Source organism: Streptomyces sp. NPDC086835 (assembly GCF_044745705.1).
Taxonomy (GTDB): Bacteria; Actinomycetota; Actinomycetes; order Streptomycetales; family Streptomycetaceae; genus Streptomyces.
The window spans coordinates 670,338-687,851 of sequence record NZ_JBIVAU010000001.1 but is presented as its reverse complement, the minus strand read 5'-3'; the positions used below and the strand labels follow the sequence as shown (position 1 = coordinate 687,851).

18 protein-coding genes are annotated in these 17,514 nt (G+C 72.0%); 2 read left to right on the top strand and 16 right to left on the bottom strand.

The annotated features are described in order from the left end of the window. Positions 1 to 3 precede the first annotated feature (3 nt). The 9 genes from ACIPJI_RS03165 to ACIPJI_RS03125 all read right to left on the bottom strand — a co-directional run bounded on the left by ACIPJI_RS03165 (position 4) and on the right by ACIPJI_RS03125 (position 10,565). Positions 4 to 987, bottom strand: coding sequence for a thiopeptide-type bacteriocin biosynthesis protein (locus ACIPJI_RS03165; protein WP_402244164.1), 984 nt, complete (start codon positions 985 to 987; stop codon positions 4 to 6). 85 nt (positions 988 to 1,072) lie between these two features. Then, the gene (locus ACIPJI_RS03160; protein ID WP_402244162.1) at positions 1,073 to 2,266 is read right to left on the bottom strand and encodes a lanthionine synthetase C family protein; all 1,194 of its coding nucleotides are present in this window, start codon (positions 2,264 to 2,266) and stop codon (positions 1,073 to 1,075) included. After that, complete coding sequence (locus ACIPJI_RS03155; protein ID WP_402244160.1) at positions 2,263 to 5,220, bottom strand: lantibiotic dehydratase; 2,958 nt, start codon at positions 5,218 to 5,220, stop codon at positions 2,263 to 2,265. The genes ACIPJI_RS03160 and ACIPJI_RS03155 overlap by 4 nt, the downstream gene beginning before the upstream one ends. 129 nt (positions 5,221 to 5,349) lie before the next feature. Beyond that, the gene (locus ACIPJI_RS03150; protein WP_362454893.1) at positions 5,350 to 5,526 is read right to left on the bottom strand and encodes an FxLD family lanthipeptide; all 177 of its coding nucleotides are present in this window, start codon (positions 5,524 to 5,526) and stop codon (positions 5,350 to 5,352) included. 2 nt (positions 5,527 to 5,528) lie between these two features. Continuing rightward, positions 5,529 to 6,773, bottom strand: a complete 1,245-nt coding sequence (gene fxlM, locus ACIPJI_RS03145) for a methyltransferase, FxLD system (protein ID WP_402244158.1) — start codon at positions 6,771 to 6,773, stop codon at positions 5,529 to 5,531. Positions 6,774 to 7,151: 378 nt separating this feature from the next. Further along, positions 7,152 to 7,808 (bottom strand): class I SAM-dependent methyltransferase, encoded by a 657-nt coding sequence (locus ACIPJI_RS03140; RefSeq protein WP_402244156.1) that lies wholly within the window; start codon positions 7,806 to 7,808, stop codon positions 7,152 to 7,154. Positions 7,809 to 8,149: 341 nt separating this feature from the next. Then, positions 8,150 to 8,629 (bottom strand): hypothetical protein, encoded by a 480-nt coding sequence (locus tag ACIPJI_RS03135; RefSeq protein ID WP_402244155.1) that lies wholly within the window; start codon positions 8,627 to 8,629, stop codon positions 8,150 to 8,152. Continuing rightward, positions 8,626 to 9,021, bottom strand: coding sequence for a hypothetical protein (locus ACIPJI_RS03130; RefSeq protein WP_362454897.1), 396 nt, complete (start codon positions 9,019 to 9,021; stop codon positions 8,626 to 8,628). The genes ACIPJI_RS03135 and ACIPJI_RS03130 overlap by 4 nt, the downstream gene beginning before the upstream one ends. Positions 9,022 to 9,320: 299 nt before the next feature. Beyond that, on the bottom strand, positions 9,321 to 10,565 hold the full coding sequence (locus ACIPJI_RS03125; protein WP_362454898.1) for a helix-turn-helix domain-containing protein: 1,245 nt from the start codon (positions 10,563 to 10,565) through the stop codon (positions 9,321 to 9,323). Positions 10,566 to 10,694: 129 nt separating this feature from the next. Here ACIPJI_RS03125 and ACIPJI_RS03120 point away from each other — a divergent pair, with 129 nt between their 5' ends. Together ACIPJI_RS03120 and ACIPJI_RS03115 are read left to right on the top strand one after the other, a co-directional pair. Further along, positions 10,695 to 10,868, top strand: coding sequence for a hypothetical protein (locus ACIPJI_RS03120; RefSeq protein ID WP_362454899.1), 174 nt, complete (start codon positions 10,695 to 10,697; stop codon positions 10,866 to 10,868). A gap of 40 nt (positions 10,869 to 10,908) precedes the next feature. Continuing rightward, positions 10,909 to 11,664: a hypothetical protein gene (locus ACIPJI_RS03115; RefSeq protein WP_402244152.1), complete on the top strand. Its 756-nt coding sequence runs from the start codon at positions 10,909 to 10,911 to the stop codon at positions 11,662 to 11,664. A gap of 308 nt (positions 11,665 to 11,972) precedes the next feature. Here the strand turns inward: ACIPJI_RS03115 and ACIPJI_RS03110 are convergent, their stop codons facing one another. The 7 genes from ACIPJI_RS03110 to ACIPJI_RS03080 form a co-directional block, all read right to left on the bottom strand. After that, positions 11,973 to 12,365: a hypothetical protein gene (locus tag ACIPJI_RS03110; protein WP_362454901.1), complete on the bottom strand. Its 393-nt coding sequence runs from the start codon at positions 12,363 to 12,365 to the stop codon at positions 11,973 to 11,975. A 5-nt stretch (positions 12,366 to 12,370) separates the two neighbouring features. Then, positions 12,371 to 12,676, bottom strand: coding sequence for a hypothetical protein (locus ACIPJI_RS03105; RefSeq protein ID WP_362454902.1), 306 nt, complete (start codon positions 12,674 to 12,676; stop codon positions 12,371 to 12,373). 16 nt (positions 12,677 to 12,692) lie between these two features. Next, entirely contained in the window at positions 12,693 to 13,616 is a 924-nt protein-coding gene (locus ACIPJI_RS03100) for an N-acetylmuramoyl-L-alanine amidase (RefSeq protein WP_402244150.1), read from the bottom strand. A gap of 249 nt (positions 13,617 to 13,865) precedes the next feature. Then, positions 13,866 to 14,732, bottom strand: a complete 867-nt coding sequence (locus tag ACIPJI_RS03095) for a hypothetical protein (RefSeq protein ID WP_402244149.1) — start codon at positions 14,730 to 14,732, stop codon at positions 13,866 to 13,868. Positions 14,733 to 14,833: 101 nt separating this feature from the next. Next, the gene (locus tag ACIPJI_RS03090; protein ID WP_402244148.1) at positions 14,834 to 15,124 is read right to left on the bottom strand and encodes a hypothetical protein; all 291 of its coding nucleotides are present in this window, start codon (positions 15,122 to 15,124) and stop codon (positions 14,834 to 14,836) included. Further along, positions 15,121 to 16,272: a hypothetical protein gene (locus tag ACIPJI_RS03085; RefSeq protein ID WP_402244146.1), complete on the bottom strand. Its 1,152-nt coding sequence runs from the start codon at positions 16,270 to 16,272 to the stop codon at positions 15,121 to 15,123. The genes ACIPJI_RS03090 and ACIPJI_RS03085 overlap by 4 nt, the downstream gene beginning before the upstream one ends. After that, positions 16,272 to 17,513, bottom strand: coding sequence for a hypothetical protein (locus ACIPJI_RS03080; RefSeq protein ID WP_402244144.1), 1,242 nt, complete (start codon positions 17,511 to 17,513; stop codon positions 16,272 to 16,274). Before ACIPJI_RS03080 ends, ACIPJI_RS03085 begins: the two co-directional genes overlap by 1 nt. Position 17,514: the final 1 nt, after the last annotated feature.

Below are 17,514 nucleotides of genomic sequence, written 5' to 3'. Positions count from 1 at the left end.
CTGTTACACCTGCTGCGGGCGGTGGCGGATTTCCATCACGGTGTGCGTCGCGGCGTGGGCGATGAGGGCCTGGGTGCGGGCGGTGAGTCCCAACCGGTTCCAGTGGAAGATCACGTGATGCCCGAGAACCTGCCGCAGGCCACGTTCGAGGGTCCCGGCGGCTGCCGCCTCACCGAGGGCGCGTCCTGCGGTCTCAAAGGCGTCCAGCCACGGGGCGACGTCTTCCAGTGTGCCGCCGGGGGCCAGGAGGGGGGAGACATCGGAGTTCATCAGCGTGCGGAGACCGTCGCCGAGTTCGGCAAGCTGCGCGGTCGTCACATCTGCCGGAAGCGGCCGCAGGCGAGAGACCTTGGCCCAGACGTCGCCCTGCTCGAACCACTCCAGCCCCGCAGCGCGGAACAGTGCGCAGAGCAGAAGGACGGACAGTTCGCGGCGGCCCATGGGCGGCTTGGCCTCCTGGATGTAGTCGAGGACGTGTGCGCTGTCGGCATGGAACAGGGCGTGCGCGACGTCCATGGCGGCCGGGCCACCGAAGGCCGGAACCTCGGGCTCGTAGATGGTGGGCCACCACCGGCTGATCGTCCGATGTTCCACGAGGACATCGAGGGCACCGGCGAGAACGTGGCGCAGCCGGTCGGGTCCGTGGGGTCCGGGCAGGACGCGCAGCCGCCATTGGGGGGCCTTGCGGATGAACCACCAGGGGCCGACGAGCGCGGCCTCTTCGGCGTCGGCAAGCCTTCGGGCGAGGCGTGCGGCCGCATCCTCGCACCGGCTCCAGTCGGGGAACTCGATACGGACCTGGTACCAGTCGAGCCGGGCGGCCTGCCCGGCGAGGGCATCGCGTCCGGCGGCCCGGTAGAGGGCTACGGCGTCGCCCAGTTCCTCGGGGGCGGTGCCCGTGCGGGCGGCGATATCCGGGAGCGGCTGTCCGGCAAGGACAGCGAGGACCGCGTCCTCGGTCTGCTGGGAGATGTACGGGGTGTTCATCGGGGGCTGGCGTCCTCTCCGTGGAAGGCGACGGGAAGCATGCGGCTGGTGGATGTGGGCTGGAGCGCCTGCGCCGGCTGGCAGGTCAGTCGATGAGGAGGCACGCGTCCCAGCGGGAGGCGGGTCCCCGGCCGTGGAGGGCGGTGGCCTGGGCGAGGGCTTGTCCGGCGGCGCCTTCGAGGAACGCGGTGTCCTCGAAGGCGTGCTCGTCGGTGAATGCCTCGGCGAGGCGGGCGGCTGCGGTGCCCAGGACGGGCGTCCGGGCGTCTTGGGCGGCCCTCCACACGGTCTGGAACAGACCGGCCGTGCCGTGGCACAGGCCCGCGTCGGTGAGCTGGGCGAGCTGGCGTTCGTCGGCGAGACAGGCGGCCAGGGCGTCTTCGGCGGCCTGCTGGCGGCCGGTGTCGGCGGTGGCGATGGCGGCGAGCTGGAGGGCTCGGGTGATCCCCGGGGTGCCGTAGCACCACGATGGCCGCCCGGGGCCTGTTACGTGCGGCCGACCGTCGGCGGCCTCCTCGCGGGTGATCGCTTCCGGCCACCACGGGCCACGATCACCGTGCTGTTGCCACTGGTCGAGCCAGGCAGCAACGGTGTCGACGGCTTCGCGCTGCCCGTCTACGACGGCGCCCCGGCGCAGGGCTTGGGCGAGGAAGGCGAGGGGGCCGGTGATGCCGTGGGCCATGCCGAAGTTCGCGTGCCCGCCGGGGGTGTAGAGGCGGCGGGGATCGTGAGCACACCACCAGCCCGGCAGTCTCTCGCCGTTCAAGTCCAGCGGGTGGGTCAGGGCGACGAGGTAGGAGAGGACGGCCGCGAGGGCGTCATCGCCGGGGGTGTGGAGGAGCAAGTGCACGCCGATGCCGGTGAGTCCGTGCAGGAGGTCGTACTCGGCGAACGCCGCCGGTTCGCCGCGCCGGATGCGGGCGTGGGCTGCTGCCACGCGCCGGTGTGCGAGGGCGGCGGTGGCCGCGTCAAGCTGGTCGCGGGCCGCTCGGTAGCGGTCCTGTCCGTCGGCCCCAGCCGCGTGCAGGACGAACGCCAAAGCAGGGGCCCCGTAGGTGAGGCAGGCGGAGTCGGCGGCGGTCACCCCTGCACGGGTCGCGGCCGATAGCCACGCCTGGACCGGCTCCCAGCTGCCGGAGCCGGTGAGCGCCCGCTCGATGTGCCACAGGGCCACCCCGGCCGGCCCCTTGGCCAGCGACTGCGCGAGCCCTGGGCCCTGTCCTTCGTCGGGTGCGTGCAGGTGGCGGAACCGGTCCTGGAGAACGGTTGCCGCGTTCATGGGCGGGCCTTCCGACGGTGGGTGTGCCCGAGGGCGACGGCGCGGGCAAGGCGGTGGGTGGTCCGCTCGGTTTCAGGGTCGGCGCCGACGGCGCGGAGATTGTGGAGCTGGAGCAGCGCCCACAGGACGGTCATCGGGGCGCGCTCGGCGGCCAGGGCCTGCCGGTAGGCAGTGAGCGCTTCGGCGCGGGCCGTCCACGCGGACGTGACAGCGTGCCCGTCCGGCTGGCGGCGCCAGGCGGCATCGGCCGCTGTGAGGTCCAGGGTCTGCCGGGACAGCCCGGCGTCTACCGGTCCGCTCTCGCGCGGCAGGTGCGCGGCCATCCAGGACCATCCGTCACTGGGGGTGGGCGCGAAGGCGGTGGCCAGGTCGGTGAGGGAGGCGGCGGTGAGCGCTTCGGCCGGGGTTCCCGTGCGCACCGCGTACGTGATCTGGGCGAGCGCGGCGGCGGTGTCGGCCGCGAAGACCCGCTCGGCGCTCTCACGGGCCGGGCCGCGGCCGAAGCGGGCGGTCTGCGGCTGGTGGGCGGTCAGGTCCAGGTGCGTGGCGAGCTGGTGACGGCGCAGCTCGTCGGCCCAGTCGCCGAGTCGTTCGGCGGCCTGTCCGTATTGGGCCCGGTCGGCGAGCCGCAGGACGAGCGTCAGGTGTGGGTCGTGGGCGTGCTGGCGGGTGAACCACCACAGCGGGGCCGGTTCCCACCCGGCCAGCAGGCGGGGCAGGTGCTCGGTGAGGATCTCTCCCTGCCGGCCGGGGTGCCCGTACAGGCGGGCGCACACCGTGCGGGAGGCGCCGGGTAACTCCGCCACCGGCGCCGGGACGGCGGGCAGGACCGGACCGGCAGTAGTGGGGGCGGTGGTGTGCAGGACGGTAAGGAACTCGTGGGCGCGGCCCATGAACCCGCCTGCGGAAGGTGATGTAGATCCTGTCGCTGGCAAAGGTGCTTCACGCACTTCCACCTCCCGGGCCTTGGCGAGACGGGCCCGCAGCAGCTCCCGGTGCAGCGGCACGTCCAGGTCCAACGGCAGCCGCATCTCCATCTCCACGAGCACGACCCGGGCCGGGAGCTTCTGCCGGGTGCGCCAGCGGTCGAATGCCTCCTCCCACACGGGCCGCTCGGCGGACGGGCCGGGCAGCTGGTCGGCGGCCAGGAGCCAGCGGGCCGGGGCCAGGACGGTACGGCCGTGCCGGAGCCGGGGTAGGTAGGGAAGCCGGGAGGCCGCGCCCCAGTCGGGAAGGCGCCAGAAGGTGCGGCGGGCTCCGGCGACTTCGGCGAGGAAACGGGCGAGCGGCGGCGTCAGTACGCGGGGCTCCAGCGCGTGCAGGACGCGGGGCTCGACCAGCTGGCCGGTGGAGGCCAGGATCAGGTAGAAGCGGTGGGCGTCGCAGGTGACGGCGAGGTCGTCCAACGCGATGCTGCCCGGCCCCTGATCGGGCCAGCCAAGCACGATGGTGTGTTCCAGCAGGCGGGGAACACGGGTGACGTTGGCGCTGCGCCGCCTGCGGGCCGGGAAGACCAGCTGCGCCGGCAGCGGGCCAGGCGGCCCCGCGAGGGCGGTGGCGAACCGGTCGGCCTCAGGGTCGGGCAGGAGGTCGGCGAACCGTCCGGCCATGGAGGAGGCCGGCCGGGCCGCCGAGGCCAGCCACACCTCGAACCGGCCCCGCCGTACCTCGTCCGCGTTGCCGGCGTGGAGCTGGAACGCCATCTCTACGCACGGCGGCGGAACCAGCTCGGCCACCTCCACCACGGCCAGTTTGGCGAGGAGCCCCTCGGTGAGGACCACCTCCCGGGACCCGTCGAGGGCGGCCTGCTGAGCCAGGGCGAGGAACGCTTCGTCCCGGGCGGAGAGCATCCGGGCGGGGGCCGGGCGATCGGCGCCAAGGTAGCCGGCCGGCCAGCCAAGTCCGGCGTCGCCGACCAGCTCGGCCACCGGTACGGCCGCGCCGTCCCCGTACGCCTGCCGGAAGCGCTGGTGGTAGTCCCTCCACGCCGGAGGGCCGGACGGGTACGGCGAGAGCCGTACCAGCACGGACGCGGCGCCCGCGACTTCGGACAGGACCGCCTCGGGGACGGTGATGTGAGCGTCGAGGATGGTGTCCGGCCAGGACGGCGAGGGACCCTCGGTAGCCTGTCCCGTGGGGGCGGGCATCGGTCCGGCGCTGGCCGCAATATCGGTCACCGCCCGCAGGACGCCGAGCGGGTCGGTGGCGGTGGCCACCTCGTCAAGAGCCGACAGCAGCAGCCCGTGCTCCAGGAGCTGGGCCAGGAGCCCGCGCACCGTGGCGCTATCGGCATGGGGGAAGTCGACGGAGATGGCCTTGGCCACGTCGGCGAACACGGCAGGGGCCGAGGCGGCGGCGAGGGCGGAGCGCACGGGGCCGGTGGCCGCCACTGACACCTCCAGCGGGGCCAGCCCCTTGGCGGGCGTACGGCCGGGCGCGACGATCCGTCCGCCCCGGGTGACGACGGCCGGGTTCGCTGCCACGGGCAGCCGCTCCAGGATCTCGGGGTTGGCGCTGAGCTGGTCGGCGACCGCGCCCAGCCAGGCGGCATCCGGGCGCAGTACGGCACGGTGCCCGCTGCCCCAGCGGGCGCTGGGCTGCGCGCCGGTGCGCGCGGGAGCCACGCCGGCGAAGTGCCCGAACGGGGTCGCCCGGCCCTGCCAGCGCAGCAAGTAGGCGGCGGTGGAGTGCACCAGCCGCCGCACCTCTTTCACCCCCGGCGAGTCAGCGGCCAGCACGGCGGCGGTCTGCGCGGCCAGGCCGGAGCTCGCGGCCTCGAGCGCCTGGCGGGCCTGCGGGTGTTCCCAGACAGCCGCCAGCCAGGTCCGGCCGCGATCGGCGGCCCCGGGCCCGGACAGGTCTACGTCCGCTTCCGGGACGCCCGTCCCGGGATGGGTGGTGGCCCGCACCAACAGGGCCCCCGTGTGCCGGTACAGCCGCGCTCCGCCTGCCATGCCCTGTGCCCCCTCGCTGTCGTCGTGGTGCCGCCGGGCACACGGCCGTGTGCCCGGCGGCGGGTGGTGGGAGGTGAGGTGCAGTGCCGCGGCCGGCTGGTGCCCTACCTCACCTCACAGCGGCCCGGGTCAGGCGGTGTCGCCGCCGAGGGAGACACAGGCCGTGGCCCCGTTGGCGCAGGTGCTGCCACAGCCGTCGCCGGTGTCCTGGAGGAGGCTCGCGATGGGCGCTCCGGCCTCGACCACCCGCACGTCGAGGCTGAACTCATTGGCACCGGTCGTGGCGTGCTGGATCTGCTGAACCATGATCACTTCTCCTTTTCGGTGATGGTGCTCTTGCTGGCCTGGCCCTCCTGGGGCCAGGAGATGACGATGCGGCGGTGCCGCTTGGTGATGACCCGCCCGGCGGGCAGGTCGGCTTCGGGGGTGCTGGCCGGGTAGGCGTAGATGACCGGCTCGTCCTGCCGGTGATCGCGATCCCACCTCTGGAGCTCCTCCACGAGGGCGTCGGCCACGGCTTCCGCGTTCGGTCCGTAACCGTGGACGCCGAACTCGGCGCCGTCGGCGGTCTTGCGGATGGCCAGGTAGGCGAGGGAGTCGCCGTCGAGGAGGGTGATGTTGGCCCGCTTGTTCTGCGGGGCCACAAGGCCGGTGTCCAGTTCGGCGTCCACCGACATCAGGCAGAACCCGTCGAGCGCCGAGGCCAGCCACATCTGCATGCCCTTGATGGGTTCCGCCGGCGCGACGGTGACCCCCGTCCACTTCTCCACCCGGTCGGTGTCGAACACGCCGTTCAGGGCGTCGGGGTCTGCGGGCCATCCGTCGTCGAAGCGGAGCCCGATCTCCTTGCCCCGGATCAACAGCAGGCGTTCGGTGTGCTCGCCCTCGCCCTGCATGGTGACGAAGCCACAGACCTCCGTCGACCGGGACACGAGGCGTTCGCCGTCGCGGTCGAAGGCGATCGAGCGGGTCAGTCCGCGCATACGCAGCGGCACCACCAGCCGGCCGTCCTCTGCGAGCTGGTCGGTCCAGGCAGGGGGGATGTCCCAGGCACCGACGGTCACGATCAGCCGGTCCAGGGTGCCGGCGTCGGGGAGCCCATGCTCGGCGTCCGCGAGCACGACCCGAACCCTTTCGTATCCGTTCGCGTCCAGCAGCTGTCGGGCGCGGTCGGTGACCTCGGGGTCGATGTCCATGGTGACGACCGTGCCGCCCGGTCCTGCCACCTCTGCCATCAGGGCTGCGTTGTAGCCCCCGGAGCCGACCTCACCGAGCCGCATCCCCGTCTGGGCCTCAGCCTGCTCCAGCATCATCGCCTGGACGTCGGGGGCCGAGACGGAGCTGATGGTGATGCCGTGCTCGTTCTTCTTCGTGGGCACGGCCTCGTGCGCGGCGTACGCCTGAACGAGAGGTGCATCGGGGGCGAACGCGTGACGGGCAACGGTCCGGAACGCGGCCTCGACCTGCTTGCTGCGGATGGTGCCCGCCCTGACGAGCTGGTCCACCATCGCGGTGCGCAGCGCCTCGGGATCGGCAGTTTCAAGATGGGTCATTCGGTTACCTGTCTCTTGTCGTGGTGGAGCGGTTGGAAGCCCCGAGCCGACCAGCCCCTCACGGGGTGTGGGCCGGGGCGCGCCGTACGTTGAGAACTGCCGCGCGGCATTGGGACGGTGTTCGGCGACGCTAGCCAGGCCGCCGCCCCCGCGACCGGGGTATGCGCTGCGTGGTGCGATAGCTCCCGGAGATCGGCTGAAACCGTTCGCTCATCAGCTGGAGCATCTTCACAGCGCCCCCAACGCGTCTCGCTGGTAGAGGGTGACGACCGGCGCTCCGCTCCGGCGTCACGGGTGCCGACCACGATCCCGGGGAGGAACTCGGGGTCGGGGCGGGCAACGTCGTCTCCTCGCATGTAGGTGGGGAGGTGGGCTGGCTCAATTCCCGGTCGGGCCGGTGAGGGCCAGCGCGGTGAACTCTGGTGACCAGTCCAGGTCCCAGCGTTCCGTGTGCAGCCAGCCCCTCCGCAACTGCTCGATCAGCTCGTCCGGGTAGCCGCGGAAGTAGCCGTCGGGCTGCTTCTCCCACACCTGGACCACGACGTAGACCACGCCCGTGCGGGGCTTGACCCAGCGCCGGGCATCCGTCATGAAGCGGTGCACGTCCAGGTACGGCAGCACCAGCCGGCACGACAGGACGTCCACACTGCCCGGCGTCAACGTCCGGGGCGCGGTGTCGGTCAGGAAATCGTGGACCTCGAAGGACAGACGCTTCTCGCCGGACCAGAACTCGCGGGCGCGCTCCACCGCGACCGGCGACCAGTCATAGCCGGTGGTACGCAGCCCCTCGCGTGCGAGTGCCGTCGTCATGACGCCCCAGCCGCTGCCGATGTCCACTGCCGTCCTCATCCCCGCCCCGAGCACGTGCCGCCGGATGCCGGCCAGCTCCTGCTTCGTGAAGGGGAGATTCTCCTCGGGTTCCCGGGCGGAGTAGAAGTGATCCCACCACATCCGCTTACGCAGCGCTTCGATCGGGTCGCCCGGTACACGGGTGGACAGGCCGAGGGCGTCGGGCAGGGTCGGCAGCCCGCTCACGCCGTACCACCCGGACGGGACAGTCGGTCCCCACCCACTGCGTCCGCCGGCAGGTGCTCGACGCCCGCAGCGGCAAACAGGTCCACCGTGACGGGCGCGAGCTCTGCGAGGACCCTGCGACGCTTCAGCTCCTCCTGTGGCATGCGAACGGGCAACCTCGTCGACTCCGCCGCTCTGCTGTGTTCCAAGGCCATCCTCATCCCACTCAGTCGCCAACACGTACGCCGCAATCACGCCCAGCCAGAGCAGGACCATGAGCGTGCAGAAGATCCACTGCCGCCACCCCACCCCCCACCGCCGATCCACCCATCGCTGCCGGTCCATCCAGGTCCATAAGCCGTTCACCGGCCGTGCATCACGAGCTGGACCACCGCGTAGGGCGAGCAGAGCGCCGCGGCGGAATCCATCGGAACCGACCAGTACAGACGCTCACCGGACGCCCTGTTGATGCCCGGGCGAGGGACCCCAAGGCTCGACTTCCTCCCGAGGCAAACGGTGTCCGGCACGTCCCACCGGCGGGCGGTGCTCGCCGGGACGAGGGCGTAGTACCAGTGGGCGTAGCGGTCGCAGATGACCGGCCCGTTGTGGAGGGCGCCGGCGAGGTAGACGTCGATCAGCGCCTCGTCGGTCTGTTGAGCGGCTGCCTGGACGAGGTCGGCAGGGATGCGTACGGCCGCGAACAGTGACCCGCACGACAGCATGGCGACGGGGCGTTCCTGCCACTCCCGGCGCGTCTGCGCGGGGTCAGAGGATGCCGAGGACAGCCAGTGCTGGGTCGCGAGCTGCCGTTCCGCCCCGCTCGTCACGTGCTGGACCGTCATCGCTGTACCTCCGCCACGGCGGCGTGCTTGGCCTCCCGTAGGTGCTGACCGACGTCCCGGCCGTGGAGCAGGGGCACCGGGGTTGCCGTGTGCTCGACCCAGGGGGCGGTGTCCCAGCGCACGTCATGCGTCGGCGGGACCGCGATCCACTGGTCCGGGCCGGAGCGCACTTCACCGGGTACGTCCCCGACGGCGTACCGGCCGGTGGACGGCAGTACCAGGAGGACGGCGTGGTCGGCGGTGATCAGGCAGGGGACGGGAGCCACACGGTCCAGGGAGACCATGGCGGCCAGGCCCAGGGCGCGTGGGACGACCAGCGCGTCGAACGCGGCGGTCCAGGCGATGAGGCCGGCGCCCGGCGAGGAGTCCAGCTCCCGCAGGGTCTCCTCCATACCCCGAAAGGTCGGAGAGCCGGGCACCGGGTGTGCGCCGGGCGTCCGACACTTCTCAGCCTGGCAGGTGCACCCCTGCCGCGGCCGGTGCCGGTAGCCCACGGTCAACGGCCAGTCCAGCAGGCTGGCGTATGCGCGTACTGCGGCGCCCGGTTGTCGGGTATCGATCGGCTCCATCGCCGCTACTCCCTGGGGTGATCACACATGCACGGGCAGTGACCTTCCGAGGGTGACGGGCGGGCGGCAGCGCGCCCCCTAGAAAATCTAGGGGGCGTCAACTGTTCGACTTACGGGTTGAGTTACCCAGCCAGTTCCATGTTCCTGATGAGGCCAGACAGGGCGCCGGCCTGGGACGGGACGCCCACCCGCGCGAGGTCAGACACGAGGGCCCGACTCATCGGGTCGGCGTACACGTAGTACGGCGCGGCAGCAGCGGCCTCCCGGAGCTTGACCACGGCCGACGGGCTCTGTCCCATGCGGTGCAGCGCGCGGGCCTCATCGATCCGGAAGTGCGTGCGCCGCTCCTTGCTCGGAATCTCGCCGATGTTCACCCTCGGCACCTTCTTGAGCCCGGCGTCCGGCTGGTCGACCTCCACCCCGGCCTCCGCCGCGTGGACCGCGACCGTACCCCGGCCGAACACCGTGTGCCGCTCCAGGTCGTACCAGGACGGGCCGAGCTGATCGGCGTCCTGCAGCGCGGCGTCGATCCTCGCCCAGGCGTCATCCTTCTGCCCGCCTCGGGCATGGGCGATCGAGCACCGCAGGTGCAGCGCGCCACGCAGGGACACCGCCACCTGATCCCGGCCGCGGCCAGTTGTGTGGGGCTCCAGGTCCCGCAGCGCGGCGTCCGCGACCGCGATGGTCTCCCGCAGGGACGCCTGGTGCAGCAGCGCGCCACATCGGTCCCAGGCGACGGCGGCCTTGACCACCGGGTCGTCAAGGGCCGTGGCGGCGCCGGCGGCCACCTCGGCGGCCGACCACGCCAGGTCCGGGTAGCCGAGCTGGTTGAGGCACATCCGGGCCGTACGGGCGGCGTCAGCGAGCAGACGCAAAGCCTCCTCCCGCGCGGTGCCGGTCGCGGTGAGAACAGCCGTGTTCAGGTCCTCGACCAGTGGCGGGAGCAGGGTTGCGACTTGGGGAAGGTTCGCGGCCTGCCGGGCAACATTGGCCTTGTTCGTGCGCTCGGCAATGGCCACCATGTCCACCGGCCCTCCCTGGGGGGTAAGCCCTGGGTGCCCAGACAGGATCAGCCCGGCCCGCCGCAACCCAGTGCGCAGAGCCGGGATGTGAGCGTGCGCCAGGCTACCCCCGCTGCGCTGGAGGCGGTACGGCTGGCCCAGCAGCCAGACCACGTCCACGTCGCAGCGCTCCGCGATGGCCGTGATGACGCTGTACCGGTCAAGGGACTGCCGTCCGCTCTCGACGTTGGCAACCCAGGACTCCGTACGCGACAGGAAGCCGGCCAGTTCTACCTGGGTGAGGCCAGCCGCGTTCCGGGCGATCCGTACGCGCGTGCCGATGTGCTCATCAGTGGGAAGGGGCATACTGAACTCCGTACTCCGTTCTGACCTCGACACTCAGGACGGTACTCCGGAACGCGCCCCCTTACAGCCCCGAGCCGTATGGGGGCGTAGTTCATCCCGCTGTCAGACCCGGCCCGTAACGTGGCGCCCGTGCCTCCCCACCCTCGGCCTGACGGCCCGCTGCGCCCTGCCGCTGCCCAGATCAATGAGGCGATCCGCCAGTTGATAGAGCAGCCCGACGACGACCGGCGGGCCGAGGAGTACCGGCGGCTGCTCATCGCGTGGGCCGAGGCCACCCGCAGCGACATGGTCAAGGCCGCCTGATCCGGGGCCACGTGTCGGACCCCGGCCCTACCCTCCCTCCATGACGGACATAGATCGACGCAGGCGACGCCGCCGCCTGCTGCTCGTGCTCGCGTTCATCGCCACCGTGGGCGGCGTGGTGCTGCTCACCGCTCTGGACCAACTGGGCAAGGATCGCGCCGCGCTCGTCGCCGCGTTCCTCAGCGTCGTGGCCGCTGCCGCCGCGTGGGAGGCGACCGGCCGCGCGAGCGACACGGCCGAGGAGGCCCGGAAGACGGCCGAGGTTGTAGCTCGGATCGAGCGGGATCGGTGGCTCGCGGAGCTGACTCCGCAGTTCGAGTTCACGCTGACCAAGGAAGGCGACCACGCGGCCAAGCTCCTTGTGCACCTCGCCGGCCCGGACGCCCTCGGTCGCCTGGACTCGGTCACGGTCCGGGTCGGTGATGACGACTACGACCACACCCCCACCCAGCAACGTCTGGGCTTCCTCAGCCCCCACAGCCCCTCGCCGGAGCAGATCGCGGCACACGTCTGGGGCCCGTTCCGCCTCCGGCCCCGCGTGGACGAGGGCGACGACGACGGGCGAGAACTGACCTTCACCGACCTCCAGGTGGGCCGCGGCCGGCCGCTCGCGCTCGACCGCACGAGTCCGGGGACCTGGATGACGGGGAAGACGTACGACTCGTGGCAGCAGGAGTACGAGGGGCACCCCATGCGCCTGATCTTCACGTGCCGCAGAGGTGAGGAGACTTGGACGGTGGCTCGGAACGTCGAGAACCCTGACTGGCGCCCCGAGCCCCGGCAGCCCGTCGCCTGACCACCAGGAGGACACCCTGTCCGGACAGGTGTCCTCGCACGTCACAGGGGGCGGACACTCTCATCACGGCCGGGCCACGGACACGGTGTCCGGACACCACGGACCGGGCGTCCGGACACAGGAGTGCGCCCCGCCCGGGTTCCACCGCCGGACGGGGCGCACAAGGGGTCCGAGTAGCACCAGCACGGACGGGTCCGAAGCTAGTGCCCGGGTATGACACCGGCCCGGTCCGGGGTGCCCCAGCAGGCGGCACGTCGGGGGCGAGGCGCACACGGCCCGCCCCGGAGTCGTAGGGGGCGGGCGCTCGGTCACGGGACCGCAGCAGGCGGCGGGGGGTCGGTCTCGTCCGGCGGGCCTAACGGAGGACTCTCCTCAAGGTCCAGACACAGACGCGAGAGCCGTGCGTTCGCCTGGTCCACGGCATCCCGCAGTGACCCGCCGCTGTTGGGGTAGAGCTCGTGCTCGACGCGGCCGAGACGGTCCTCGATCGCGCCGACCCGCTCCAGCACTCCGGGCCGGGCCGGGATGCCTGGGCGGGACGGCTCTCCGTACCAGTCGTCAATGAAGTGATCCACGCGGTGCCCGAGCCGTATACCGCCTCGGACCACGCGCCAGGCCACCGTCCCGGCGCCGGCGAGGATGGTGACGGCACCGCCCCACACCAGCAACGTGTCCAGGGCGGGAACTCCGGTTGCAGCCACAGACGTCATGCCGCCTTGACGAACGCGTCCTGCGCCCGGCGAGCGACGCCGGTCGGCTTCCAGAGGCCGAAGTGCGAGGCGACCGCGATCACGAAGTTGACCAGGGTGAGCACCAGCGCGTTGCTGGCGTCCCAGCCGGGGCCGCCGGCCGCGAGCTCCGTGATGAAGCTGTCGGCCGCGGCCAGGGCCAGCAGCACCACGGCCTTCGTCCCGGCGTGGGTGACGCGGGTGGTCACCAGGCCGACGAGGACGGGCAGGACGAAGGAGAGCAGCAGGCCGTACCAGTAGGCGGCGTCCAGGGTGGTGTCCATGACGGGGTACTCCTTTTCAGGCGGCGACGTCGAAGCCGTGCTTCGCGCCGAGGCGGGTGAGGCTGGTCCGGCCGGGGATGCCGTCCGCCGGCTGTCCGGGCTGGCGGCCACGGAAGCCGCATTCCTCCTGCCACTCGCTCATGGCGGTGACGGTGGTGGTGCCGTAGTGGCCGTCCTGGAACTTCTTGGACAGCAGGCCCTCGTTCACGAGGGCGGCCTCCACGGTGATGACCCCGGCGTACGTGACGGGCGTTCCCGCCATGCGGGGGTTGCTGCGCGCGGCAGCCACCAGCCGGGACAGGGACACGACCGGGCGGGACGGGGTGGGCAGCGGCGTGGTCGGCAGGGGGTGACCGAGGCGGGCCGCGATCCGGTCCCGCATGGACGGCATCGTGAAACCGCGCGGATCCGGCTTGCCGGGCTGCCACTCCAGGTGACCGAGGACCGAGCGCGCTCCCCAGCCGTGGGCGCGGCACAGGGCCGCGGACGCCCGCTCGATTGCGAGGAGCTGCACGTCCGGCCAGGGGTCGGTGCCGTCGCCAGCGTTCTCGCACTCGAAGCCGTACATGTGCCGGTTGCCGTCGACCGTGGCCTCGTCATCCACCGGTAGGGGGGCCTCTGCGATCAAGGCGCGCAGGACGTCGGGATCGCCCAGCCCGGCGTGGTTCGTGCGCCCGTAACCGATGAGGTGGACCTGCCCGCTCTTGGCGATCATGCCGTGGCACAGCGGGCCGGGGAGGCCGGAGTATCCGTCACGCACGATGCGGACGGTGGAGGCCGTGCCTCGGGTGACGGTGTGGTGGATCATCACGGCGTGGACGGGCCCCCAGGGGCCGCGGCTGTTCCTGTTGTGAGTCTCCCAGCCGGGGACCTGGACGACGTCCAGGCCCTCGTCGAGGAGGGCGCGAAGGAACCGGTCGGCAGAGAGTGGGGTGGCCATTACGCACGCTCCAGATGACGGCGGGAGGCTCCGACGGCGGGTCTGCCGGCGGTCGTCGGGATGAGGGACATGGGGACCTCCAGGGGGTGGGGACAGCCCTGTGCGGACAGCGTCCGGACACGGGGCGAGGGGTGTCCGTGCTCGCGTCCGGGCACGGAAGCGGGACGGCGGTGACCTGCGGGGACAGGGCGTGGACAGTGTCCGGACAGGGGGTGTCCGGACAGGTCGGCGGAGGGCAGTGGCCGGGGCTCATCCGTACAGCTCCACGATCACGATTCCGCGCTCGCCGGCGGCGCCGGCCTGTGCGGCGCCGTTCGCGGAGACGGCCCCGCCTCCGCCTCCGCCGTAGCCTCGCGGCACGATGCCCGCGCCGGCAGTTGCCCGCGAGGCACCGCCGTGGCCCATGCGCGAGGAGCCGCCAGCGCCGCCGATACCGGCGTTCCCGCTCAGCCGGATCGAGCCCTCCCCGGCACCGCCGCCGATGGCCCAGGACCCGGTGCCGGCTGCGGGACCGGTTGTGCCGCTCGCGGTGGTGACGGTGGAGCCCGTGGCCATGGTGGCCGCGCCAGCGGTGCCGCCGAGGGCGGTGGCGTGCGCGCCGAAGCTGCTGTTACCGCCCGCGCCGCCTGCGCCGTTGGCGGATGCGCCTGCCGCTCCGCCGACGCCGACGGTGACGGTCTCCACGGCCGCGAGCGAGGCGACGTTGATCAATGCCTCCGCGTACCCGCCCCCTGCTCCGCCGGCTCGCCAGATGGACTCGGCAGCCGCGGCCGAGGCGCCGGCCGAGCCTCCGCCGCCGGCCTGGACCTTGACCCGGACCCGGGCCAACCACGGATAGTCCGCTTTGGTGAAGTTGAAGGTGCCGGCCGTGGAGTAGGTGACGATCTGCCGGAGCCCCATGCTGCCGGGCTTGAGACAGGTGTCCCCCGCGCCGTCGGTCGTGAAGTATTCGGCGCACAAGTCGATGGCGCCCGGGAACACGAAGACGCCGTTATCGCTACCGAAAGTCAGCGCGTTCCCGGGGTCGGTCGACGGCAGAGCACTGATCGTGCCTGTGCCCGGGTGGTAGGTGATCCCGGGTCCGGCCTGGAGCAGCTCGGCACGGTCGACGCTCACCACGAACGGGGACGAGGCCGACCCGTTCCCAGAGACGTCGACCGCCCCGGCGCCGTTGATCGCGCAGGAGCATCCCCCCTGGCATCCGCATCGGGCCATGTCTATCCCTGCCTCTCCTGTGTGTCGGTCTGGGTGCCCTCGCCGTCCTCGGGCGGCGGGCACTCGCCTCGGCAGCGGCCGGTGCACCCGCACGCGAGCGCCGCCGGGCGGGTCTGCTGTCCGGGCTGCGCGGCGAGGTCTACGACCAGGTGCTGGCCGTCGACCCACCCCCACCCGATCGCGGTGGCCAGACCGCCGGCCGCGGCCTGAGCGGAGCGGCCGAGGGCCCGCTGACTCGACGTCATCGCGCGTACGGTGCGCTGGGCAGCGCGCTGTCCTGGAAGGGGGGTCATGGGGGGTCTCCTACGAACGGGTCGCCAAGCGGGATGAGGGAGACGCCGACGTTCTCGCCGTTGTCGCCCCAGTCCACGTCCACGTCGGACAGCCGGTACGGCTGGGACAGGCCCATGCACATGCCGGTGGCGGCGACGTCGATACGGACGCCAGGCACGAGCTGCCGCATGGACACGGGGGCGGTCGCGGCGAGGCCGGCGCCGTCCGGGATGCGCAAGCTCGTCGGCACCGGGTTCCGGCCGGTGTAGGAGCCTCGGGCTAGTTGCCAGAGGTCGTACGCCGTCAGACCCTCGGCGGTCGTGCGGATGAGGTGGTCCAAGCGCCCGTAGACGGAGCTGACGACGCCGGACACCCCGTACTGGCTGCCGGTGATGTCCTGGTCTTCTTGGTTGGTGACCCAGACCAGGGAGGCCGCGTTCGTGCCGTCCCGCACGATCTCGACGTCGCCGGCGAAGGCGTCGAGCGTCAGGCGGGCCTGGGCTGCGTCGGCGGTCGTCTGCGGCCTGCCGAGGACGAGGGCACGGCCGACGGTGGTGTACTCCAGGCCGCGCGGGACCAGCTCCTCTTCCAGGATCCGCAGGATCGGCACGATCCAGATCTCGTTATCGAGGCTGCCGTCCTTCTCGTACCGGGCGTTCACGGTGTCGTCCTGGCGGACGATGTAGTCGACCATGCCCGGCCAGTCCGGCCCGGAGGCGAACAGGCCGCCCAGCAGGTTCTCCCGGATGATGGACTCCGCGATCTCCTGCACGGGCCCCTGGTGCTTTGGGTCCAGCGGGTTCGTGCTGACGTACCGCAGCAGCGTGGTGTTGACCGTGCGGGCCAGCCACTCCGTGACGTCGCGCGCCTCGATCAGGAAGCGACTGCGGTTCTCCGTCACCCGGAAGACGGGCCCCTGCCAGACGAGTTCACTGTCCCGGTAGATGGACAGGTCGTGCGCGAAGGGTTCGATCTGCCCGAGCTGCGCGCAGCACTCAGCGCCAGCCGCTCCCTTGGCGATCGTGATGGACGCCTCCGACGTGTCGTTGAGCGTCCGGTTCCAGGAGACCGACGTGAGCGCGGAGACGCCCGGCGAGGTGAACGGCAGGCTGCCGCCGCGCCAGTGGATGATGGCGCGGTACTCCTGTGCACACCCGAGAACGGCCATCAGCCCACGTCCGATCGGGGAACGAGGAGGACCCGCGCACGGGCGTCCGCGGCCGTGGTCGCGGAGGTGGACAGGATCTCGATGCACACGCCGGTCGGGCACGAGAAGACCGGCCACTCGAAGCTCTGGCCCAACGGCCCGTAGAGGATCGGCTCGCTGGTGGAGGCGTCCAGCGATCCGGCGTTGCACTCCACCTCTGCCGTCTGCGTACGGCCGTCAACAATCAGCTTGGCCCCGGCCGGCAGGTAAGGGATCTGGATGTCCGTGCACGCCGCGCAGGGGTCCGCCACCTCCTGGCAGTCCCCGCCCAGGGGGTTGGCCCAGAAACGCACCACGAGGCGGCGCAGCGCGCTCGCGCCGGTCTCAAGCTCCAGGACCGGCACGGCCTCCAGCCACTCCGGTTGATCCTGGGGGGACAAGGCGACGACGGACCGGCGGAAACTCGCCGCCCCGGTCGGGTAGCACGGGTCCACGGGCACCGGTGCCCGGATCGGCAGCGGAGGAGGCGGGCACAACGGATCCTCGAGGCACGGGGCTGCCTCCACGCAGTCCCCGTAGATCTCGTCCGGGTCAACCGTCACCAGGGCGCCGCTGGCGAGGTTCACCCAGTTCGTGAGGGTCTGGAGCGGTTCGCGGTAGATGTACGGGACCGACGCGGCGAGCGTGAACGTGGCCTCCGCGATGATGCCCTCTGGGTAGTACCGGACGGTGGTGATCTGCGGGCCGTTCATGAGCCCCACGCCGTACAGATGGCGCAGCTCCCCGGTGCCGTCCCCGGTCGGGCAGCAGGCGAACACCCCCAGCTCGTCCCCGCCGCAACTCCCCTCGCAGGGGGCACCGCGCAGCGCGGAGGCCAGCCACTCCAGGGCGTAGGCCAGCGCGCACTCCTCCAGGGCCAGGAGGAGGACGGTGTACGTGATCTCGCGGTGGGAGCGGCGCGCGATACCGAGGGCGGCCCCGTCGCCTACGAGCTGGACGGGGTCGCGGGACAGCGTGGACTGGGAGAACCCGACCACGTTCATCCCCATGACGCCGAGGAAGTCGGCGGATTCCGGGACGGCCGCGTCATACCAGGGCGCAGGATCGGTCACGGGGTCCACGTACGGGGCGTCGTTGAGGGCAGCCGCGATGTCCGGGCATGTGTTGCAGCTCGTCAGCAGGCAGGAGGGTTCCGCGTAGGCCGCGGCCCTGGCGGAGTTGATGATCTCCGTACACCCGAAGTCGGCGTAGTCGCTGATCACG